Here is a 20,692-nt window from a genome sequence, read left to right as displayed (position 1 = left end):
GCCGGGCGTCAGATCGAGCAGCAGCGCGCCGTCGACGAGCAGCGAGGTGGCCGCCCGCGCGTCCGGCCCGAGGGCGCGGGCGCAGGCGGCGCAGGGGCAGTCGGGGCGGGGCAGGCCCGCGGGGGCACCGGTGCCGAGCAGAGTCAGTTCCACGCCCCGATTTTCACCCCTCCCCCCAGGCACTGCCCGCCCGACTAGGCTTTGGGCAGGAGCCGGACCGAGATCCGGCTTCTGCTGTGCAGGTGCTCACACCCATGGGAGGCGTACATGGCGGCATGGACGTGGCGGTTCGAGAAGGCCGACGGGACACAGGTCGAGCCCGCGGTGCCGCCGGAGGACTTCACCACCCAGGGCGACGCCGAGTCCTGGATCGGGGAGAACTGGAAGGGCCTGCTGGAGGGCGGCGCCGACCAGGTGCGGCTGTTCGAGGAAACCACCGAGATCTACGGGCCGATGAGCCTGCACGCCCAGGACGCGTGAGCCCCGCGGGCGGGGGCCGTCCGGCCCTCGCCCGGCACGGCCCGTGCGGGGCCGGTCCGCCGCGGTCTCAGCCGCGCACGCCGCACAGGTGCAGCAGCGCCGCCACGCCCCGGTAGGGGTCGGTGCGGCCCGCCTTCTCCTCCACCGCCAGCAGCGTCTCCAGGTCGTCCGGCACGGCCGTGCCGCAGGCCGCGGTGTCCGTGAACACCCGCACGCCGTACCAGGTGTGCAGCGGTGCCCCGATGCCCGCCAGGGTCGCCGTCAGCTTCTGCAGCCGGTCCGCCCGGCCCTCCGCCCCGGGCCGCGGCGGGGCCTCCTCGTCCGCCTCGGTGCGCGAGTGCGGCAGCCGGGCCGTCGTCCGGAACGCGGCCAGCGCGCCCGGCCAGTCGCCGGACAGGCCGGGCAGCATCGCGAGCGCGTCGCCGTTGCGCACCAGCAGGGACAGCAGGCCGCCGGGGGCGAGCATCCGCGCCAGCCCCGCGATCAGCGGGTCGGGCTCCGCCACGTGCATCAGCACGCCGTGGCAGAGCACCACGTCGAAGCTGCCCGGCCGGAAGTGCACGCCGGTGTCCCGGCCGTCGCTCTCGATGATCCGCATCCGCTCCCGGATGCCCTCCGGCTCCCCGGCCAGGGCGTCCCGGGCCGCCGCGATGCGGCCGGGCTCGTGTTCGAGCCCGGTCACCTGGTGGCCGGCCCGGGCGAGCCGGAGCGCCTGGGTGCCCCGGCCCATGCCGACGTCGAGCACCCGCAGGCGCTTGCCGACCGGGAACCGCCCGACTATCTGCTCCTCCAGCTGGCGGGCCACCAGCTCCCGCCGGACGACGTCACGCAGCTCGCCGGACCGGGCCGGCCGGACGTCCGCCGCGCCGTCCGCGAACGGCGTCGTGCTCAGGGTCGTTCCCCGCGCTTCACCTGGGGCTTGGGCAGCCGCAGCCGCCGCATCTGCAGCGAGCGCATCAGCGCGTAGGCGACGGCACCGCGGCGGTTGTCGTCGGGGAAGCGCTCCGCCAGCCGCTTCTTCAGCCGGAAGCCGGTGACGAACGAGTCGAGCACGATCATCACGATGACGACCAGCCAGAGCAGCAGGGCCGCGTTCTGGATCTGCGGCTGCCGGACCACGCTCAGCACCAGGATGATCACGGCCATCGGCAGGAAGTACTCGGCGATGTTGAACCGCGAGTCGACGAAGTCACGGGCGAACCGCCGCACCGGACCCTTGTCACGGGCGGGCAGGTAACGCTCGTCGCCGGTGGCCAGCGCCTGGCGCTGACGCTCCAACGCGGCTCGGCGCTCCTCGCGCTGCCGCTTGGCGGCGTCCTTGCGCGACATCGAGGTGTTGGCCACGCTGCGGCGCTGGGACTGGGCCACGCTGCGCTTGGGCGTGGGACGCCCCTTGGGGGCCTCCGGGTGACGGGGCTGCTTGGAGTCGGTCACCGTCGCCTTGTCGGCGGCCGGGGCCTTCTCTTCCTTGGCACGGCTACGGAACACAAAACCCAAGGGTACGGGGTACTCGGGGTTGGACCACAGTCCGGTGGGGAACGATCCGGCAACACCGGACGTCTGTAAGGGGACAGAGGGGACGTTGTGCCCGGCCTCCGGGTGTGTCACCGTGCCGGCACCCGGGGATCACCTACTCCCTGCGCCGGACGGGGAGGAGGATCAGTCGTCCTTGGGGATGAGCGCATCCGTCCCCGAACAGTGCGGTAATGGATGCAGGGCCCGTACTGTGGGTTCTGTCGCAGACCTGTGAGCTGGAGTCCGTCAGAAGGGGGCGCGCGAAGCCCATGAGCGGTGTCATGAAGCGTATGGGGATGATCTTCCGCGCGAAGGCGAACAAGGCCCTTGACCGGGCCGAGGACCCTCGCGAAACCCTCGATTACTCGTACCAGAAACAGCTCGAGCTGCTCCAGAAGGTGCGCCGGGGTGTCGCCGACGTGGCGACCAGCCGCAAGCGCCTGGAGCTCCAGCTGAACCAGCTCCAGTCGCAGTCCTCCAAGCTGGAGGACCAGGGCCGCAAGGCGCTCGCCCTGGGCCGCGAGGACCTGGCCCGGGAGGCGCTGTCCCGCCGCGCCGCCCTCCAGCAGCAGGTCACGGACCTGGAGACGCAGCACGCGACGCTCCAGGGCGAGGAGGAGAAGCTCACCCTCGCGGCCCAGCGGCTCCAGGCCAAGGTGGACGCCTTCCGGACGAAGAAGGAGACCATCAAGGCGACGTACACCGCCGCCCAGGCGCAGACCCGCATCGGTGAGGCCTTCTCCGGCATCTCCGAGGAGATGGGCGACGTCGGGCTGGCCATCCAGCGGGCCGAGGACAAGACGGCCCAGCTCCAGGCGCGGGCCGGCGCCATCGACGAACTGCTCGCCTCCGGTGCCCTCGACGACCCGTCCGGCACCCACAAGGACGACCTCCAGGCCGAGCTGGACCGCCTCTCCGGTGGTACGGACGTGGAGCTGGAGCTGCAGCGGATGAAGGCCGAGCTGGCGGGCGGCCCGAGCGCCGGGCAGCAGGCCATCGAGGGCGGCACCGGCCAGGCCGACCCGCGCACCCAGCAGCAGCCGCAGGACACCCCCCGCTTCGACAAGCAGTAGCTCGCACCGCACGCCGCAGCCACCGCACCGCCGGCCGCCGGGATCCACGCCTTAGGAGGGCGACGTGATCGTACGGATCATGGGGGAAGGGCAGGTGGCTCTCGCCGAGAGCCACCTGGCCGAGCTGAACAAACTGGACGAGGAACTGCTCGCCGAGATGGACAACGGCGACGGGCCGGGCTTCCGCGCCACCCTCCAGGCCCTGCTCGCCAAGGTCCACGAGCTCGGTGAGCCCCTGCCGGACGACTCCCTGGAACCGTCCGACCTCATCCTGCCGTCCCCGGACGCGACCATCGACGAGGTCAGGGAACTGCTCAGCGACGACGGCCTCATCCCCGGCGTCTGACGACATCGTGACCGTCCCGCGCCCCGGCCGCCGGGGCGCGGGACGCGTCCTGCCCTGCCCGGCCGCTCCCGCCGGCGGACACACCCCGCCGCCCGGTGCCGCCGGGCAGCGGCGCGCGACCGCCGAGGAGACCGTGATGCGCACCGGATGCCGACGGAACGCGGTCCCCGGGCGCGTCCGGCCCGGCTACCGTGGACGGCCGTGAGCACCCTGACGCGCGCCCGGCGCCGGCTGCGCGCCCACCCCTTCGCCCTCGACACCGCCCTGGCCGCGCTCGTCCTGATCTGCATGGTGGCCGGCTCCTTCGTCGACCCGCACAGCCCGGACGGCGTCACCTGGAGTCTGCGCACCCCCGGCCCGCTCGGGCTGGTCCTGATGACCCTCGGCGCCGCCGCGCTGCCCTTCCGCCGCCGCGCCCCGCGGACCGTCCTCGCCGTCACCGGGGCCCTCTCCGTCCTCGACTCCCTCACCGGCGACCCCCGCGCCCCCGTCGCCATGTGCGCCGTCATCGCGCTCTACACCGTCGCCTCCACCACCGACCGGCCCACCACCTGGCGCCTCGGCCTGCTCACCATGACCGTCCTGACCGGCACCGCCATGGCCGCCGGCCCGCTGCCCTGGTACGCGCAGGAGAACCTCGCGATCTTCGCCTGGACCGGCATCGGCGCCAGCGCCGGTGACGCCGTCCGCAGCCGCCGCGCCGTCGTCCAGGCCATCCGGGAACGCGCCGAGCGTGCCGAACGCACCCGCGAGGAGGAGGCCCGCCGCCGGGTCGCCGAGGAACGCCTGCGCATCGCCCGCGACCTGCACGACGTCGTCGCCCACCACATCGCCCTGGTCAACGTCCAGGCCGGGGTCGCCTCCCACGTCATGGACAAGCGGCCCGACCAGGCCAAGGAGGCCCTCGCCCACGTCCGCGAGGCCAGCCGCTCCGCCCTGGACGAGCTGCGCGCCACCGTCGGCCTGCTCCGCCAGTCCGGGGACCCCGAGGCACCGACCGAGCCCGCGCCCGGCCTGGACCGCCTGGACGAACTCGCGGGCACCTTCCGCAGCGCCGGGCTGCACGTGGAGGTGGCCCGCGACATCCGGGACACCGCCCTGCCCGCCACCGTCGACACGGCCGCCTACCGGATCGTCCAGGAGGCCCTCACCAACGTGCAGAAACACGCCGGGACCGGGGCCTGGGCGGAGATCAGCGTCGTCCGCGTCGGGCCGAACATCGAGATCACCGTGCTCGACGACGGCACCGACGAGAGCCCCGCGCCGGCTCCCGGCGGCGGGCACGGCCTGCTCGGCATGCGGGAACGGGTCACCGCCCTGCGCGGCACCCTCACCACCGGTCCCCGCTACGGCGGCGGCTTCCGCGTCCATGCGATCCTGCCCGTCCAGACCCGTACCACCGCGGCCGCCGACGGCCCGTGACCCGTGCACCGGGGGAGACCGTATGACCATCCGCGTCCTGCTCGCCGACGACCAGGCCCTGCTGCGCAGCGCCTTCCGCGTCCTCGTCGACTCCGAGCCGGACATGGAGGTGGTCGGGGAGGCGTCCGACGGCGCGGAGGCGGTCGAGCTGGCCCGCGAACGGCGCGCCGACGTCGTCCTCATGGACATCCGCATGCCCGGCACCGACGGACTCGCCGCCACCCGCCTGATCAGCTCGGACCCCGAACTGGCCGCGGTCCGCGTGGTCATACTGACCACCTTCGAGGTCGACGACTACGTCGTGCAGTCGCTGCGCGCCGGTGCCTCCGGCTTCCTCGGCAAGGGCTCCGAGCCCGGGGAACTGCTCAACGCCATCCGCATCGCCGCCGAGGGCGAGGCCCTGCTGTCCCCGGCCGCCACCAAGGGCCTCATCGCCCGCTTCCTCGCCCAGCGCGACCCGGCCGACGGCGCCGACCTCGACCCGGCCCGCGCCGCCCGGCTCGACTCGCTCACCGTGCGTGAGCGGGAGGTGCTGGTCCAGGTGGCCGGCGGCCACTCCAACGACGAGATCGCCGAACGCCTGGAGGTGAGCCCGCTCACCGTGAAGACGCACGTCAACCGCGCCATGAGCAAGCTGGGCGCCCGCGACCGGGCCCAACTCGTGGTCATCGCCTACGAGTCCGGGCTGGTACGTCCGAGGATGGACTGACCCGCCCCCGGTGTACTGCGGCGGGAGTAGGGGCTGTAGAAGGAAATGGACCAGGGGGCGACGGATCGTCCCGTTCGATGGCCCAGTGTGTACGGCGGGGCGCCGTCGCGCCCTCCCTGCACTTCTGCCGCTCACAGAAGAGAGACCCGTAACCCATGTCCTGGCTGTCCAGATTCAGCCTCGCGCAACGGGCGCTGATCGGACTGATGTCGATCATCGCGCTCGTCTTCGGTGCGATCGCGATACCCCAGCTCAAGCAGCAGCTGCTGCCCACCATCGAACTGCCCATGGTGTCGGTCCTGGCGCCCTACCAGGGCGCGTCCCCGGAGGTCGTCGAGAAGCAGGTCGTCGAACCCCTCGAGGACAGCATCGAGGCCGTCGACGGCATCTCCGGCGTCACCTCCACCGCCTCCGAGGGCAACGCCGTCATCATGGCGTCCTTCGACTACGGCAACGACACCAAGCAGCTGGTCGCCGACGTCCAGCAGGCCGTCAACCGGGCCCGGGCCGTGCTGCCGGACACGGTCGACCCGCAGGTCGTCGCCGGTTCCACGGACGACATCCCGACCGTCGTCCTCGCCGTCACCTCCGACAAGGACCAGCAGGCCCTCGCGGACCAGCTCGACCGCACCGTGGTGCCCGCCCTGAAGGACATCGACGGCGTCGGCCAGGTCATGGTCGACGGCGTCCGCGACCTCCAGGTCACCGTCACCCCCGACCCGGCGAAGCTCGCCGAGGCGGGTCTCACCCCGCAGGCGCTGGCCCAGGCCCTCCAGGCCGGCGGGGCCACCGTGCCGGCGGGCTCCTTCGACGAGGACGGCGCCAACCGCACCGTGCAGGTCGGCGGCGGCTTCACCTCGCTGCGCCAGATCGAGGACCTGCGGGTCACCGCCGAACCCGGCAAGGGCAAGCCGGTACGGCTCGCCGACGTCGCCGAGGTGACGCAGGAGGAGGCCCGCGCGTCCTCCCTGACCCGCACCAACGGCAGGCCCAGCCTCGCCGTGATGGCCACCATGGACCACGACGGCAGCGCCGTCGCCATCTCCGAGGCCGTCCAGGACAAGCTGCCCGAACTGCGCGAGGACCTGGGCTCCGGGGCCACCCTCACCGTCGTCGCCGACCAGGGCCCGGCCGTCTCCCAGGCCATCGAGGGCCTGACCACCGAGGGCGCCCTCGGTCTGCTCTTCGCGATCCTGGTGATCCTGGTCTTCCTGGCCTCCGTCCGCTCGACCCTGGTCACCGCGGTCTCCATCCCGCTGTCGGTGGTCCTCGCCCTGATCGTGCTGTGGACCCGCGACCTGTCGCTGAACATGCTGACGCTGGGCGCGCTGACCATCGCCATCGGCCGTGTCGTGGACGACTCCATCGTCGTCCTGGAGAACATCAAGCGGCACCTCGGCTACGGCGAGGAGCGCCACACGGCGATCATGAAGGCGGTGCGCGAGGTGGCCGGGGCGGTCACGTCCGCGACGCTCACCACGGTCGCCGTGTTCCTGCCGATCGGCCTGGTCGGCGGCATGGTGGGCGAGCTGTTCGGCTCCTTCAGCCTCACCGTGACGGCCGCGCTGCTGGCGTCCCTGCTGGTGTCGCTGACGGTGGTGCCGGTGCTGTCGTACTGGTTCCTGCGGGCGCCGAAGGGCACCCCCGACGACGCGGCGGAGGCCCGCCGGCTGGCCGAGGAGAAGGAGGCGCGGAGCAGGCTCCAGTGCGGCTACCTGGCCGTCCTGCGCTTCGCCACCCGGCGCCGCCTGTCCAGCCTGGCCATCGCGGTCGTCGTGCTGATCGGCACGCTCGCCATGGCCCCGCTGCTCAAGACCAACTTCTTCGACCAGGGCGACCAGCGGGTCCTCACCGTCCGGCAGGAACTGGACCCCGGCACCAGCCTCGCGGCGACCGACGCGCAGGCGGAGAAGGTCGAGAAGCTGCTCGGGGACACCGACGGCGTCAAGGACTTCCAGGTGACGGTCGGCTCGTCCGGCTTCATGGCGGCCTTCGGCGGCGGCACCGACACCAACCAGGCGACGTACCAGGTGATGCTGGAGGACTCCGCGTCCTCCGACGCCGTGGAGAGCGCCCTGGAGAAGGGTCTCGCCGGGCTCGACGGCATCGGGACCACCACCGTGTCGGCCGGGGACGGCTTCGGCGCCCAGGACCTCAGCGTCGTCGTCAAGGCGGCCGACGCGCAGGTGCTGCGCAAGGCGGCCGACCAGGTCCAGGAGGCCGTGGCCTCGCTGGACGACGTCACCGACGTCAGCAGCGACCTGTCGCAGAGCGTGCCCCGCATCTCGGTGCGGGCCAACGAGAAGGCCGCGGCGGCCGGGTTCGACGACCAGAGCCTCGGCGGTGCCGTCGCCCAGGCGGTGCGCGGCACGCCCGCCGCCAAGGTGATCCTGGACGACACCGAGCGCGACGTCGTGATCCGCTCGGCGCAGCCGGCCACCACCCTGGCGGAGCTGAAGAAGCTGCCGCTGGGCCCGGTGAAGCTGGGTGACGTCGCCACCGTCGAGCTGGTGGACGGCCCGGTCTCCATGACCCGGATCGATGGTCAGCGCGCGGCCACCGTCAGCGCCAAGCCGACCGGTGACAACACCGGCGCGGTCGGCGCGGACCTCCAGGCGAAGATCAGCTCGCTGACGCTCCCGGCGGGTGCCACGGCCGAGATCGGCGGGGTCACCCAGGACCAGGAGGAGGCGTTCCTCAACCTGGGCCTGGCGATGCTCGCGGCCATCGCGATCGTCTTCATGCTGCTGGTGGGCACCTTCCGGTCGCTCGCCCAGCCGCTGATCCTGCTGGTGTCCATCCCGTTCGCGGCGACCGGTGCGCTGGGCCTGCTGCTCGTCACCGGCACCCCGATGGGGGTCCCGGCGATGATCGGCATGCTGATGCTGATCGGCATCGTGGTGACCAACGCGATCGTGCTGATCGACCTCGTCAACCAGTACCGCGCACGGGGCTACGGCATCGTCGAGGCGGTCCTGGAGGGCGGTCGCCACCGGCTGCGGCCCATCCTGATGACGGCCCTGGCGACGATCTTCGCGCTGCTGCCGATGGCGCTGGGCGTCACCGGCGAGGGCGGCTTCATCGCCCAGCCGCTGGCCGTGGTGGTGATCGGCGGTCTGATCACGTCGACGCTGCTCACCCTCCTGCTGGTGCCGACGCTCTACGCGATGCTGGAGCTCCGCAAGGAGCGGCGCGCGAAGAAGCGGGCGCTGAAGAAGGGCACGGCGGTCCCGGGGCAGGCCGCCCCGTCCTCGGACGAGACGGAACCGGCGCAGGTCTGACCGGCCCGTCCGCAGGCGTCCGGACGAGAGAAGGCCCACCCGGCATCGAGGTTCCGGGTGGGCCTTCGTCATGGGCGGCCGGGCGCGTGGCCCGGTCGTCGGCTACGGCAGCGCCAGCATGCGCTCCAGCGCCAGCTTGGCGAACGACTCGGTCTCCTTGTCCACCTCGATGCGGTTGACCAGGTTGCCCTCGGCGAGGGACTCCAGGGCCCACACCAGGTGGGGCAGGTCGATGCGGTTCATGGTGGAGCAGAAGCACACCGTGCGGTCCAGGAAGACCACTTCCTTGCCCTCGGGGGCGAACCGGTTCGCCAGCCGGCGTACGAGGTTCAGTTCGGTGCCGATGGCCCACTTGGAGCCGGCCGGGGCCGCCTCCAGCGTCTTGATGATGTACTCGGTCGACCCGACGTAGTCGGCCGCGGCCACGACCTCGTGCCGGCACTCGGGGTGGACCAGCACGTTGACGTCCGGGATGCGCTCGCGCACGTCGTTCACCGAGTCCAGGCTGAACCGGCCGTGCACCGAGCAGTGCCCGCGCCACAGGATCATCTTCGCGGCGCGCAGTTCACCGGCGGTCAGTCCGCCGTTCGGCTTGTGCGGGTTGTAGACGACGCAGTCCTCCAGGGACATGCCCATGTCCCGCACCGCCGTGTTGCGGCCGAGGTGCTGGTCGGGCAGGAACAGCACCTTCTCGCCCTGCTCGAAGGCCCAGTCGAGGGCGCGGCGGGCGTTGGAGGAGGTGCAGATCGTGCCGCCGTGCTTGCCCGTGAACGCCTTGATGTCGGCGGACGAGTTCATGTACGACACCGGCACGACCTGCTCGGCTATCCCGGCCTCGGTGAGCACGTCCCAGCACTCGGCGACCTGCTCGGCGGTGGCCATGTCGGCCATGGAGCAGCCGGCCGCCAGGTCCGGGAGGACCACCTTCTGGTCGTCGCCGGTCAGGATGTCCGCGGACTCGGCCATGAAGTGCACACCGCAGAACACGATGTACTCGGCCTGAGGGCGGGCGGCGGCGTCCCGGGCCAGCTTGAAGGAGTCGCCCGTGACGTCGGCGAACTGGATGACCTCGTCACGCTGGTAGTGGTGGCCGAGGACGAAGACCTTGTCGCCCAGCTTCTCCTTGGCCGCGCGGGCGCGTTCCACCAGGTCCGGGTCGGACGGGGAGGGCAGGTCGCCGGGACACTCCACACCGCGCTCGCTCTTGGGGTCGGCCTCACGGCCGAGGAGCAGCAGGGCGAGGGGCGTCGGCTGTACGTCGAGCTCCTGGGTCTGGGCGGTGGTCACGACACGCACCCTTTCTGTTCTGCGGCTCGCCGGGTCCGTCTGGACCGGATCCGGCGGGACATGCGGGACACCGTTTCGACTTTTCGTCGAATTGACGCTATCTATCATAACCGCTTCACGTCACTTTGACGACGGCCATAGCGTCCATGTGACGTGAATCCCGGCGGCCCCGTGAAGATTCCCGAACCGGGTGACAAGCGTCGTTCTCCCCACGCGGGGGCGTGTGCGAGCATGAAGACGGAGCGGGAAAACGAGCTCCCGGCCCGGAATGAATCCGCGGCCCCGCCGGTTGCAACCGTCGGCAAGCAGTCTCCGTACAACCCGGGAGAAGATGTAGATGTCCGTATCGGACGAGACCACCACCGTCACCGACGGCATCGTTCTGACCGACGCCGCCGCGGGCAAGGTCAAGGCCCTGCTCGACCAGGAAGGCCGTGACGACCTCGCGCTGCGCGTCGCCGTCCAGCCCGGCGGCTGCTCCGGCCTGCGGTACCAGCTCTTCTTCGACGAGCGTTCCCTCGACGGCGACGTGGTCAAGGACTTCGACGGCGTGAAGGTCGTCACCGACCGCATGAGCGCCCCGTACCTGGGCGGCGCCACCATCGACTTCGTCGACACCATCGAGAAGCAGGGCTTCACCATCGACAACCCGAACGCCACCGGCTCCTGCGCCTGCGGCGACTCCTTCAGCTGACCCGCCCGGAAGCCGGGCGGCCGGGCCGGGACCTCCCGGGACGGTGTACGACGAAGGCGGCGGCCCCCTCCACGGGGGGCCGCCGCCTTCGTCCGTTCCCGGCCGTCCGTCCCGGCGTCAGCCGGTCTCCTCGGGCGGCGCCGGAAGCCGCGCGCCGTCCTTCCGCAGCGGCACCGACTCGCCGTCCTCGTCCACGACCCGGCGGTCGCCGAGCGGCGCGTCGAGGCGCACCGTCTGCTGGTACTGCCGGGCGATCAGGATGCAGACCTTGCCCGGCCACGGCTTCTCGGTGACGGTGACCGTCACCTTGCCGCCGCTCTCCCGCGCCGTCGTCCGGTAGTCGGCGCACACGCCGCCGGTGAACGTCACGGTCAGCTCCTCGCCCTCCGCGGTGTAGCCCTCGACGTGGACGCTGCGCTCGGCGGGCGCCGACGTCGGCTCGTCACCCGGCCGCGACGGCGCGGGGCTGGCCTCACCGGAACGCGAGGCGGAGGTCAGGTACGCCGGGTCGACCGCCGGGTACGTCACCGTGGACGTCTCCCGCACGCCCGGCGTGCGCACCTCGAACAGCCAGGACGGCACCAGCGCCGGCCGGCCGTCCACGGAGTGCGGGGCCAGCCCGAACACCGCCTCGTCGACGGTCAGCGTCCGCCCGCCGCCGTCCTCGGGCGGCATCGCGGGCTCCTCGCAGGCCGGTTCCGGGGTCTCCCCGCCCTCCAGCGGCACGGGGGTGGCGCAGCCGCCGATGCCGCCGCGCCCGTCGGCACCCGGCGCGGTGTTCATCAACTTCAGCGCCTCCTCGGCGCCCACCACGGGGTAGGTGTCGGACTTCACCGGCTTCAGCAGCCGGCCCTGGGCACCGCCCACGGCACCGTCGGCGCCGACGGTGACCACGGTGTCCCAGCCGTGGGTCGGCAGCCCGCCGATCTCGGGGCTGGCGTTCACCGTGCGGTTGATGCCCACGGTCCGGCTCGCGTCCAGCTTCGCCTCGTCCTGGCCGAGGGCCTTCAGCAGCGGCGCGGCGGCCTTCTCCGCGGCCTCCTCGGACACCGGCGGCACGTTGACCGGCGGCACCGTGCAGGAGTCGCCCTTGCAGTTGTCGGTGCCCAGGGCGTTCCTGCTGTACGTCCAGGCGCCGGGCGCCTGCCGCTCCACCCGCAGCACGGGCCCGGAGCCGTCCTTGCCGCCGATCCGCCAGTTCCCGTCCTCCGGCACGGGCGTGCCCTCGACCCCGAGTGCCTTCGCCAGCGTGACGACCTGGTCCTGGGTGACCTGCCCGCGCGTGCGGTAGACCGGCGCCGAACCGGGACCCTCGGGGAGCGGGCCGTCGGCCCGGTAGGTGGCCCCGTAGGGGTTGGGCTCGCCCGGCGCGATACCGGGCACGCCGCCCTCGGCGTAGCCGTCCAGGGCGAGCGGCGGGGGAGTGGGGTCGCCGTTGGCACCCGGAGTCGTACCGGATCCGGAGCCGCCCGCGAGGCTGGTGGCGAGATACGCCCCGCCGCCCCCGACCAGCAGCACGGCGGCGGCCACGGAGGCGATCAGTACGGGCGTCCGCGACCGCGCCCCGGACCGGCTCCTCGCACGGTCGGAGCCGTCGGAGCCGTCGGAGTGATCGGGGTGACCGGGGTGGTGGGAGCCGTCGGGGGTGCCGGAGTCGTCGGCGCCGTCCTGCGCGGCGGAGGAGTCGTCGGCGGCCGGGGCCCCGGCGGGCCCGCCGGTACGGTCCTCGCCGACCTCGGCCGCGGCCGGCGCCTCACCAGCGGGTTCTCCGGCGGCCCCGTCCTCACGCGCGGGATCCTCGGCGGCCGGACCGTCGTCGTCCCGTGCCTCGCCCGCATCGTCCCGCGGGCCGGCCGAGCCGTCGGCCGTCCCGGAGCCCTCCCGGCCCGCGCGCTCGCCCTGCTCGTCCTGCCTGCCCTGCTCGTCCCGCTCCCGCTCCTCGCGCTCCCCGTGCTCCTGGTCCCGAGCGGCGGCCTTCTCCTCGTCGCCCGCCGGAGCGCCCCCGGTGTCGCGCGCGTGGCCGGCGGCCCGTGCCTCGGCCCCGGCGTCGTCGTTGTCGGGTCGCTCGGTGTTCACCGCATCGCTCCTTCGGCTGCACAGCTGTCCCGGAAGACCCTGCCCGGTCGTGTCCGGACTGCTTGAGGGTCGTATCCCGCATCCCCTTCACGGGGGACAGCGATGGGACGCAGCGGGGGAGCGCACGGTTCCCCCGGGACCCGCCCTGCGGGCCCCGGGGACGGTTCAGGCCGGGTACCGCCCCGGCCGGGACCCGCTCAGTCGCCGTACTCCGACATCGCGTCCAGCAGCCGGGCCGACGACGTCGGCACCGACACACCGTGGATCAGGGACGGGGACACCGGACGGGGAGCGCCCCGGTCCGGCACCGCCCAGTGCGGAGCCATCCGGGCGCAGTCGCCGCGCAGCGACGCCAGGTCGCCCTCGAAGTCGGCCTGCGCGGTCGTGCGGACCTTGAGGTTCGTCATGTTCGCACCGTAGGCACGCCGAAGGTCACGAAGAAAGATCTACTATCGGGTAGTTTTGGCTGCTTCTACGGGCGGTCCCCACCCGGTAGCGTGAAGTGTCAAACCCCCTCCCCCCAGGAGAATCCACGCCGTGCGCATCGCAGTCACCGGCTCCATCGCCACCGACCACCTCATGACCTTCCCCGGCCGCTTCGCCGACCAGCTCGTCGCGGACCAGCTGCACACGGTCTCGCTGTCCTTCCTGGTCGACAACCTCGACGTGCGCCGGGGCGGTGTGGGAGCGAACATCGCCTTCGGCATGGGCCAGCTCGGCACCGAACCGATCCTCGTCGGCGCGGCGGGCGCCGACTTCGACGAGTACCGGGCCTGGCTGGACCGGCACGGCGTCGACACCGAGTCCGTCCGGATCTCCGAGACCCTGCACACGGCCCGCTTCGTGTGCACCACGGACGCCGACCACAACCAGATCGGCTCCTTCTACACGGGCGCGATGAGCGAGGCCCGTCTCATCGAGCTGAAGACCGTCGCCGACCGGGTGGGCGGCCTCGACCTGGTCCTCATCGGCGCGGACGACCCCGAGGGCATGCTCCGCCACACCGAGGAGTGCCGGGCCCGTCAGATCCCGTTCGCCGCCGACTTCTCCCAGCAGATCGCCCGGATGAGCGGTGAGGAGATCCGGATACTGCTGGACGGGGCGACCTACCTCTTCTCCAACGAGTACGAGAAGGGGCTCATCGAGAGCAAGACCGGCTGGAGCGACGCCGAGATCCTCGACCGGGTCGGCCACCGCGTCACCACCCTCGGCGCGCGCGGCGTCCGCATCGAGCGGGCCGGCGAGGAGCCCGTGGAGGTCGGCTGCCCGGCCGAGGAGCGCAAGGCGGACCCGACCGGCGTCGGCGACGCCTTCCGCGCGGGCTTCCTGTCCGGCCTGGCCTGGGACGTCTCCTTGGAGCGCGCCGCCCAGGTCGGCTGCATGCTCGCCACCCTGGTCATCGAGACCGTCGGCACCCAGGAGTACCAGCTGCGCCGCGCCCACTTCATGGACCGCTTCGCGCAGGCCTACGGCGACGAGGCGGCGGCCGAGGTGAAGAAGCACCTGTCCTGACCCCCCCCCGCACCCCGCACTCCGCGCCGGGGCCGGACCACACGGTCCGGCCCCGGCGGCGTGCCTACACGAGGCGCCGGACCACGTGGGCCGAGCCGCGTTCCGCCGGTTCCTCGCCCACGTACTCCTGACCGCGCATCTCGCACCAGGCGGGGATGTCGAGCCGGGCCGCCTCGTCGTCGGAGAGCACCCGGACCGTGCCGCCGACCGGCACGTCGCCGATCACCTTGGCGAGTTCGATGACCGGGACCGGGCAGCGCCGCCCGAGGGCGTCCACCACCAGCGCGTCGTCCGCGCCGTCCGGCCGGACGGCCCCGGCAGGCGGGGCGCCCAGCTTCTCCCGCACCCCGGCCACCACCCCGGGCAGCACGGACAGGAATCGCTCGACGTCCTCCTCGGAGGTCCCCGGCGGCAGCGAGACCCGGACGTTGCCCTCGCTGAGCACGCCCATCGCCTTCAGGACGTGGCTCGGCGTCAGGGTGCTGCTCGTGCAGGACGAACCGGACGAGACGGAGAAACCCGCACGGTCCAGCTCGTGCAGCACCGTCTCCCCGTCGACATAGAGACACGAGAAGGTGACGATCCCGGGCAGCCGCCGCTCCGGATCGCCCACCACCTCCACGTCCGGCACCAGCCGCGGCACCGCCGTACGGATCCGGTCCGTCAGCTCCCGCAGCCGGGCGGCCTCCTGGGCCGCCTCCGCCTGCACCGCCCGCAGCGAGGCCGCCGCGGCCACGATCGCCGGGATGTTCTCGAAGCCGGCCGCCCGGCCCGACTCCCGCTCGTCCACCGGGCCCTGAGGGGCGAACCGCACCCCCTTGCGCACCACGAGCAGACCCACCCCGGGCGGTCCGCCCCATTTATGGGCGCTCGCCGCCAGCAGCGACCAGCCGTCCGGCACCGGATGCCGGCCCAGCGACTGCGCCGCGTCCACCATCAGGGGGACACCGGCCGCCCGGCAGTGCCCGGCCACCTCGGCGACGGGCTGCTCGGTCCCCACCTCGTGGTTGGCCGACTGCAGGCAGGCCAGCGCCGTGTCCGGACGCAGCGCGGCGGCGTAGGCGGAGTCGGCGACGGCGCCGGTGCGGTCCACCGCCACCTCGGTGACCTCGCCGCCGCCGGCCCGGTGCACGTCCGCCGCATGGAGCACCGAAGAGTGTTCGACCGCCGACACGATCAGGTGGCGTCCGGTGCGGCGCCGTCCGGCCAGCGCGCCCGCGACCCCGTCGTGCACCGCCCGGGTGCCCGACGAGGTGAACGTCAGTTCGTCCGGGCGGCAGCCGACGGCCTCCGCCGCCGCCTCGCGCGCGGCGTCCAGCAGCATCCGCGCGCGCCGGCCCTCCCGGTACAGCCGCGCGGGGTCGGCCCAGCCCTCGTCGAGGGAGGCCAACAGCGCCTGACGGGCCACGGGATGAAGGGGAGCGGCGGAAGCGGCGTCGAAGTAACCCACACGGCCACGGTAGAGCGTGTGCCGGTGTCCCGGCAGCGCGGGGAGCCGTAGGATCGGGCCGGCGGGGTCCCGCCCGGGACCGGTGAACCGGCCCTCGTGGGCGGCTCGTCCCACCCGTTCAGGGTGACCCCCGGCGCGTATGCCACCCTCCCCGCGACCCCCCGAAGGGCGTCGGCTAGGGTTTGGTCCGCATAAACATCCAAACCCCTGCCCGACGCAGGGCGGCGACCGACCAGCGAGAAGGCCAGGCCGCAGCCGTACAGCGCGGGCGAGACTCTCGGGAAGGCGCTACGTGAGTCCCAACGGCTCCGACCTCCCCCACCGCCTGAAGGGCGTGGGCGGTACCCCCAAGCCGCGGCGCCCGATGCGGCGGAAGCTGCTGCAGGCATCGACCGCGGGCCTGGTCCTGGCGACCGCCACCGGTTGCACCTGGGAGGACTTCCCCCGCCTTGGTATGCCCACCCCGACCACGGAAGAGGCTCCCCGGATCCTCTCCCTGTGGCAGGGCTCGTGGGCGGCCGCGCTCGCCGTGGGCGTTCTGGTGTGGGGTCTGATCCTGTGGAGTGCTTTCTTCCACAGGCGCAGCCGCACCAAGGTGGAGGTCCCTCCGCAGACCCGGTACAACATGCCCCTCGAGGCGTTGTACACGGTGGTCCCCCTCCTCATCGTCTCGGTGCTGTTCTACTTCACGGCCCGTGACGAATCCGAGCTGATGAAGCTCGAAAGCAAGCCCGACGTCACGGTCAACGTGGTCGGCTTCCAGTGGAGCTGGTGCTTCAACTACGTCGAGAACGTGGACGGTTCCACCGGCGACGCCAAGACCGCCAAGGAACTGGACCCGATTCCGGACCGGTACCGGGACGCCTTCCCGGCCGACGCCGGCGGTGTCCACGACTGCGGTACCCCCTCGACGAGGAACCCGCAGACCAACAACCCGGGCCCCACCATGTGGCTGCCCGAGGGCAAGCGGGTGCGCTTCATCCTGACGTCGCGGGACGTCATCCACTCCTTCTGGGTGGTGCCGTTCCTGATGAAGCAGGACGTCATCCCGGGCCACACCAACGCCTTCGAGGTGACCCCCAGCCGTGAGGGCACCTTCCTCGGCAAGTGCGCCGAGCTGTGCGGTGTGGACCACGCCCGGATGCTGTTCAACGTGAAGGTCGTCTCGCCCGAGCGCTACGAGCAGCACCTCAACGACCTCGTCAAGAAGGGGCAGACCGGTTATGTGCCCGCGGGCATCGAGCAGTCGGGTCCCGAGAAGAACCGGGAGGTGAGCGTCCTGTGAGCATCATCAACGAACCCCAGGGCGTCACGGCGGCCGAGGGCTCCTACGAGAGCGAGTTGCCGGTCCGCAGCAAGCGGCCGGGCAGCGTCGTGGTCAAGTGGCTGACGACCACCGACCACAAGACCATCGGCACGATGTACCTGACGACGTCGTTCATCTTCTTCGTCATCGGCGGCATCATGGCGCTGGTCATGCGCGCCGAACTGGCCCGCCCGGGCCTGCAGATCCTGTCGAACGAGCAGTTCAACCAGGCGTTCACCATGCATGGCACGCTCATGCTGCTGATGTTCGCCACCCCGCTGTTCGTCGGTTTCGCGAACTGGATCATGCCGCTGCAGATCGGGGCGCCCGACGTGGCGTTCCCGCGGCTGAACATGTTCGCCTACTGGCTCTACCTGTTCGGCTCGCTGATCGCGCTGGCCGGCTTCCTCACGCCGGACGGCGCGGCCAGCTTCGGCTGGACCGGTTACGCCCCGCTCTCGGACGCGATCCGCTCCCCGGGCCTCGGCTCCGACCTGTGGATCATGGGCCTGGCCTTCCAGGGCTTCGGCACCATCCTCGGCTCGGTCAACTTCATCACCACGATCATCTGCATGCGCGCACCGGGACTCACCATGTTCCGGCTGCCGATCTTCACCTGGAACGTGCTGCTGACCGGTGTCCTGGTCCTGCTCGCCTTCCCGGTGCTGGCGGCCGCGCTGCTCGCGCTGGAGGTGGACCGGAAGTTCGGGGCACACATCTTCGACCCGACCAACGGCGGGGCGCTGCTGTGGCAGCACCTGTTCTGGTTCTTCGGTCACCCCGAGGTCTACATCATCGCGCTGCCGTTCTTCGGCATCGTCAGTGAGATCGTCCCGGTCTTCTCCCGCAAGCCGATCTTCGGCTACATGGGCCTGGTCGGCGCCACGATCGCGATCGCCGGTCTGTCGGTGACGGTGTGGGCGCACCACATGTACGCCACGGGCGGTGTGCTGCTCCCGTTCTTCTCCTTCATGACCTTCCTCATCGCGGTCCCGACCGGTGTGAAGTTCTTCAACTGGGTCGGCACCATGTGGCGGGGCTCGCTGAGCTTCGAGACGCCGATGCTGTGGTCGGTGGGCTTCCTGGTCACCTTCCTCTTCGGTGGTCTGACCGGCGTCATCCTGGCGTCGCCGCCGCTGGACTTCCACGTGACGGACTCCTACTTCGTGGTGGCGCACTTCCACTACGTCGTCTTCGGCACCGTGGTGTTCGCGATGTTCGCGGGCTTCCACTTCTGGTGGCCCAAGTTCACCGGCAAGATGCTCGACGAGCGGCTCGGCAAGATCACGTTCTGGACGCTGTTCGTCGGCTTCCACGGCACGTTCCTCGTCCAGCACTGGCTGGGCGCCGAGGGCATGCCGCGCCGCTACTCGGACTACCTCGCCGCCGACGGCTTCACCGCCCTGAACACGGTCTCCACGATCGCCTCGTTCCTGCTGGGCATGTCGCTGCTGCCGTTCTTCTACAACGTCTGGAAGACGGCGAAGTACGGCAAGCCGGTCGGCGTCGACGACCCGTGGGGCTACGGCCGCTCCCTGGAGTGGGCCACCTCCTGCCCGCCGCCGCGGCACAACTTCCTCACGCTGCCGCGCATCCGCAGTGAATCCCCGGCCTTCGACCTGCACCACCCGGAGATCGCCGCCCTCGACGAGCTCGAGAACGTCGGTCAGGGAGAGAAGGCCCTCTCCGGCGGCAAGGAGGCCGGCAAGTGAAGATCCAGGGCAAGATGTTCATGTGGCTGAGCGTCTTCCTGCTCATCGTGGCGATCGTCTACGGTGTGTGGTCCAAGGAAGCGGTCGGCACCACAGCCCTCTTCCTGGCGTTCGGCCTGGCCGTGATGATCGGCTTCTACCTGGGCTTCACGGCCAAGCGGGTCGACGCCGGTCCGCAGGACAACAAGGAAGCGGACGTCGCGGACGACGCCGGCGAGGTCGGGTTCTTCAGCCCGCACAGCTGGCAGCCGCTGTTCCTGGCGCTCGGCGGTGCCTTCGGCTTCGCGGCGATCGCCGTGGGCTGGTGGCTGATGTACTTCTCCATCCCGCTCATCGTGGCCGGCATCTGGGGCTGGACCTTCGAGTACTACCGCGGTGAGAACCGCACCCAGTAGTCCCGTACCACGCGCGAGGCACTCAGGGGCCCGGACACTCCGTCAGGAGCGTCCGGGCCCCCTGCGTCTGCCGCAATACACGTCACTCGTTCGAGGCGCCCAGCGCGCCGTGGTTGACGCGGCTCCCTAGCGTGAGGTCATGAGACACGACCCGCGCATCCGCACCGTCGTCGGCTGCACGCTGCTGGTGATCGCCCTCGGTGCGGGCGTCACCGGCTGCTCCTCCGACGGCAACCCGCTGTCCGCCGAGCCCTACGACGCGGCGGACCAGATCTCCTTCAACGGCCCCAAGGGCGACAACCGGACGGCCGACCCCGACAAGCCGCTCGAGATCGTCGCCGAGGACTCCGGCGGCCGCATCACGGACGTCACCGCCGTCGACGCCGCGGGCCGCTACCTGGCCGGCGAACTCGCCGCCGACGGCAGCCGCTGGCACAGCACCTCGCCGCTCGCCGCCGACGCCGCCTACACGGTGCGGGTGAGCACGGAGGACGAGGACGGCGCCCCCGGCCGCAAGGTCCTCACCTTCACCACCGGCAAGCCCACCACGACCAAGCGCCTGGGCGTCACCTTCGGCCCGAAGGCCGGCACCTACGGCGTCGGCCAGCCCGTCACCGCCGAGCTCAACACGCCCGTGAAGGACCCCGCGCAGCGGGCCGTGGTGGAACGCGCCCTCAAGGTCGAGTCCACCCCCGCGGTGAGCGGCGCCTGGCACTGGGTGGACGACAAGAAGCTGCACTACCGCCCCCAGGACTACTGGCCCGCCAACGCCACCGTGCGGGTCCGCAGCAACCTGGAGGGCATCAAGGTCAACGACCGCCTGCGCGGCGGCAAGGCCGAGCCGCTGACGTTCAGCACCGGCGACCGGGTCATAGCCGTGACCGACGCGGCCTCCCACCGGCTGACGGTGTACAAGAACGGCGAAGAGGTCAAGTCGATCCCCGTCACCACCGGCAAGCCGGGCTTCGAGACCCGCAACGGCGTCAAGGTGGTGCTCGCCAAGGAACCCTACGTACGCATGCGCAGCAGCACCGTCGGCATCGCCGAGGGCTCCTCCGAGTCCTACGACCTCGACGTGCGCTTCGCCACCCGCGTCACCTGGAGCGGCGAGTACGTGCACGCCGCCCCCTGGTCCGTCGGCTCCCAGGGCTACGCCAACGTCAGCCACGGCTGCGTCGGGATGAGCACCGACAACGCCCAGTGGTTCTTCGACACCGTCCGGGAGGGCGACCTCGTCGAGGTCGTGAACTCCGACGGCGACACCATGGAGCCGTTCGGCAACGGCTTCGGCGACTGGAACCTCACCTGGGCCCAGTGGCGCGAGGGCAGCGCCCTGGTGACCGGCAACCCGCAGTCCGCGGGACCGCAGGAACAGGCCCGGCTGCGCCCCCAGTCGGTGTGAGGCCCCGGAGGCCCTTCAAGGGCCCCCGGACG

18 protein-coding genes and 1 pseudogene are annotated in these 20,692 nt (G+C 71.8%); 12 read left to right on the top strand and 7 right to left on the bottom strand.

Going from position 1 to position 20,692, the window contains the following annotated elements; translation table 11 throughout:
• Positions 1 to 153, bottom strand: a pseudogene (locus G3I53_RS34065) (adenosylcobinamide kinase/adenosylcobinamide phosphate guanyltransferase); the annotation flags it as partial.
• 114 nt (positions 154 to 267) lie between these two features.
• Here G3I53_RS34065 and G3I53_RS22055 point away from each other — a divergent pair.
• Positions 268 to 480, top strand: coding sequence for a hypothetical protein (locus G3I53_RS22055; RefSeq protein WP_164438693.1), 213 nt, complete (start codon positions 268 to 270; stop codon positions 478 to 480).
• Between the two features lie 67 nt (positions 481 to 547).
• Here G3I53_RS22055 and G3I53_RS22050 read toward each other — a convergent pair whose 3' ends face one another.
• Positions 548 to 1,285, bottom strand: coding sequence for a methyltransferase domain-containing protein (locus tag G3I53_RS22050; RefSeq protein WP_164438692.1), 738 nt, complete (start codon positions 1,283 to 1,285; stop codon positions 548 to 550).
• An 83-nt stretch (positions 1,286 to 1,368) separates the two neighbouring features.
• Entirely contained in the window at positions 1,369 to 2,007 is a 639-nt protein-coding gene (locus G3I53_RS22045; protein ID WP_164335025.1) for a DUF3043 domain-containing protein, read from the bottom strand.
• 269 nt (positions 2,008 to 2,276) lie between these two features.
• Between G3I53_RS22045 and G3I53_RS22040 the strand changes: the two genes are divergently transcribed.
• The 5 genes from G3I53_RS22040 to G3I53_RS22020 all read left to right on the top strand — a co-directional run bounded on the left by G3I53_RS22040 (position 2,277) and on the right by G3I53_RS22020 (position 8,826).
• Positions 2,277 to 3,068, top strand: a complete 792-nt coding sequence (locus G3I53_RS22040; RefSeq protein WP_275404107.1) for a PspA/IM30 family protein — start codon at positions 2,277 to 2,279, stop codon at positions 3,066 to 3,068.
• A gap of 64 nt (positions 3,069 to 3,132) precedes the next feature.
• The gene (locus G3I53_RS22035) at positions 3,133 to 3,414 is read left to right on the top strand and encodes a hypothetical protein (RefSeq protein ID WP_164335021.1); all 282 of its coding nucleotides are present in this window, start codon (positions 3,133 to 3,135) and stop codon (positions 3,412 to 3,414) included.
• Positions 3,415 to 3,615: 201 nt separating this feature from the next.
• Positions 3,616 to 4,836, top strand: a complete 1,221-nt coding sequence (locus G3I53_RS22030) for a histidine kinase (RefSeq protein WP_164332381.1) — start codon at positions 3,616 to 3,618, stop codon at positions 4,834 to 4,836.
• A 22-nt stretch (positions 4,837 to 4,858) separates the two neighbouring features.
• Positions 4,859 to 5,545 carry a response regulator transcription factor gene (locus tag G3I53_RS22025; RefSeq protein WP_164332382.1) on the top strand — a complete coding sequence of 229 codons (687 nt, stop codon included), beginning with the start codon at positions 4,859 to 4,861 and terminating at the stop codon, positions 5,543 to 5,545.
• A gap of 155 nt (positions 5,546 to 5,700) precedes the next feature.
• Positions 5,701 to 8,826 carry an efflux RND transporter permease subunit gene (locus tag G3I53_RS22020; RefSeq protein WP_164332383.1) on the top strand — a complete coding sequence of 1,042 codons (3,126 nt, stop codon included), beginning with the start codon at positions 5,701 to 5,703 and terminating at the stop codon, positions 8,824 to 8,826.
• Between the two features lie 102 nt (positions 8,827 to 8,928).
• Here the strand turns inward: G3I53_RS22020 and nadA are convergent, their stop codons facing one another.
• Positions 8,929 to 10,113, bottom strand: coding sequence for a quinolinate synthase NadA (nadA, locus tag G3I53_RS22015; protein WP_164332384.1), 1,185 nt, complete (start codon positions 10,111 to 10,113; stop codon positions 8,929 to 8,931).
• A 337-nt stretch (positions 10,114 to 10,450) separates the two neighbouring features.
• Between nadA and erpA the strand changes: the two genes are divergently transcribed.
• Positions 10,451 to 10,807, top strand: a complete 357-nt coding sequence (gene erpA / locus G3I53_RS22010; protein WP_164332385.1) for an iron-sulfur cluster insertion protein ErpA — start codon at positions 10,451 to 10,453, stop codon at positions 10,805 to 10,807.
• A gap of 117 nt (positions 10,808 to 10,924) precedes the next feature.
• On the opposite strand, the gene G3I53_RS22005 is transcribed toward erpA, so the two are convergent.
• Both G3I53_RS22005 and G3I53_RS22000 read right to left on the bottom strand, forming a co-directional pair.
• Positions 10,925 to 12,883 carry a hypothetical protein gene (locus G3I53_RS22005; protein ID WP_239064036.1) on the bottom strand — a complete coding sequence of 653 codons (1,959 nt, stop codon included), beginning with the start codon at positions 12,881 to 12,883 and terminating at the stop codon, positions 10,925 to 10,927.
• A gap of 197 nt (positions 12,884 to 13,080) precedes the next feature.
• Positions 13,081 to 13,290 carry a hypothetical protein gene (locus tag G3I53_RS22000; RefSeq protein WP_164338235.1) on the bottom strand — a complete coding sequence of 70 codons (210 nt, stop codon included), beginning with the start codon at positions 13,288 to 13,290 and terminating at the stop codon, positions 13,081 to 13,083.
• Between the two features lie 130 nt (positions 13,291 to 13,420).
• Here G3I53_RS22000 and G3I53_RS21995 point away from each other — a divergent pair, with 130 nt between their 5' ends.
• Complete coding sequence (locus G3I53_RS21995) at positions 13,421 to 14,395, top strand: carbohydrate kinase family protein (protein ID WP_164338236.1); 975 nt, start codon at positions 13,421 to 13,423, stop codon at positions 14,393 to 14,395.
• Positions 14,396 to 14,459: 64 nt separating this feature from the next.
• Here G3I53_RS21995 and G3I53_RS21990 read toward each other — a convergent pair whose 3' ends face one another.
• Positions 14,460 to 15,845 carry a cysteine desulfurase/sulfurtransferase TusA family protein gene (locus G3I53_RS21990; protein WP_164338237.1) on the bottom strand — a complete coding sequence of 462 codons (1,386 nt, stop codon included), beginning with the start codon at positions 15,843 to 15,845 and terminating at the stop codon, positions 14,460 to 14,462.
• A 364-nt stretch (positions 15,846 to 16,209) separates the two neighbouring features.
• Between G3I53_RS21990 and coxB the strand changes: the two genes are divergently transcribed.
• The 4 genes from coxB (at position 16,210) to G3I53_RS21970 (ending at position 20,660) form a co-directional block, all read left to right on the top strand.
• The gene (gene coxB, locus G3I53_RS21985) at positions 16,210 to 17,130 is read left to right on the top strand and encodes a cytochrome c oxidase subunit II (RefSeq protein ID WP_164338248.1); all 921 of its coding nucleotides are present in this window, start codon (positions 16,210 to 16,212) and stop codon (positions 17,128 to 17,130) included.
• On the top strand, positions 17,127 to 18,863 hold the full coding sequence (gene ctaD / locus G3I53_RS21980) for a cytochrome c oxidase subunit I (protein WP_164338238.1): 1,737 nt from the start codon (positions 17,127 to 17,129) through the stop codon (positions 18,861 to 18,863). The genes coxB and ctaD overlap by 4 nt, the downstream gene beginning before the upstream one ends.
• The gene (locus G3I53_RS21975; RefSeq protein WP_164338239.1) at positions 18,860 to 19,258 is read left to right on the top strand and encodes a cytochrome c oxidase subunit 4; all 399 of its coding nucleotides are present in this window, start codon (positions 18,860 to 18,862) and stop codon (positions 19,256 to 19,258) included. The genes ctaD and G3I53_RS21975 overlap by 4 nt, the downstream gene beginning before the upstream one ends.
• Positions 19,259 to 19,397: 139 nt before the next feature.
• Positions 19,398 to 20,660, top strand: a complete 1,263-nt coding sequence (locus tag G3I53_RS21970; protein ID WP_164338240.1) for an Ig-like domain-containing protein — start codon at positions 19,398 to 19,400, stop codon at positions 20,658 to 20,660.
• The last annotated feature ends 32 nt before the right edge of the window (positions 20,661 to 20,692 follow it).

The sequence above is a fragment of the Streptomyces sp. SID14436 genome (assembly GCF_010548465.1).
Lineage (GTDB): Bacteria > Actinomycetota > Actinomycetes > Streptomycetales > Streptomycetaceae > Streptomyces.
This window is presented reverse-complemented; position numbering and strand designations above follow the sequence as displayed.

Bases quoted from the DNA above. Each gene is read 5' to 3' on its own strand.
- G3I53_RS22020 (WP_164332383.1), top strand. From the start codon at position 5,701: ATGTCCTGGCTGTCCAGATTCAGCCTCGCGCAACGGGCGCTGATCGGA.
- erpA (WP_164332385.1), top strand. From the start codon at position 10,451: ATGTCCGTATCGGACGAGACCACCACCGTCACCGACGGCATCGTTCTG.
- G3I53_RS22055 (WP_164438693.1), top strand. From the start codon at position 268: ATGGCGGCATGGACGTGGCGGTTCGAGAAGGCCGACGGGACACAGGTC.
- G3I53_RS22000 (WP_164338235.1), bottom strand. From the start codon at position 13,290: ATGACGAACCTCAAGGTCCGCACGACCGCGCAGGCCGACTTCGAGGGC.
- coxB (WP_164338248.1), top strand. From the start codon at position 16,210: ATGCGGCGGAAGCTGCTGCAGGCATCGACCGCGGGCCTGGTCCTGGCG.
- G3I53_RS22025 (WP_164332382.1), top strand. From the start codon at position 4,859: ATGACCATCCGCGTCCTGCTCGCCGACGACCAGGCCCTGCTGCGCAGC.
- G3I53_RS21970 (WP_164338240.1), top strand. From the start codon at position 19,398: ATGAGACACGACCCGCGCATCCGCACCGTCGTCGGCTGCACGCTGCTG.
- G3I53_RS22040 (WP_275404107.1), top strand. From the start codon at position 2,277: ATGAAGCGTATGGGGATGATCTTCCGCGCGAAGGCGAACAAGGCCCTT.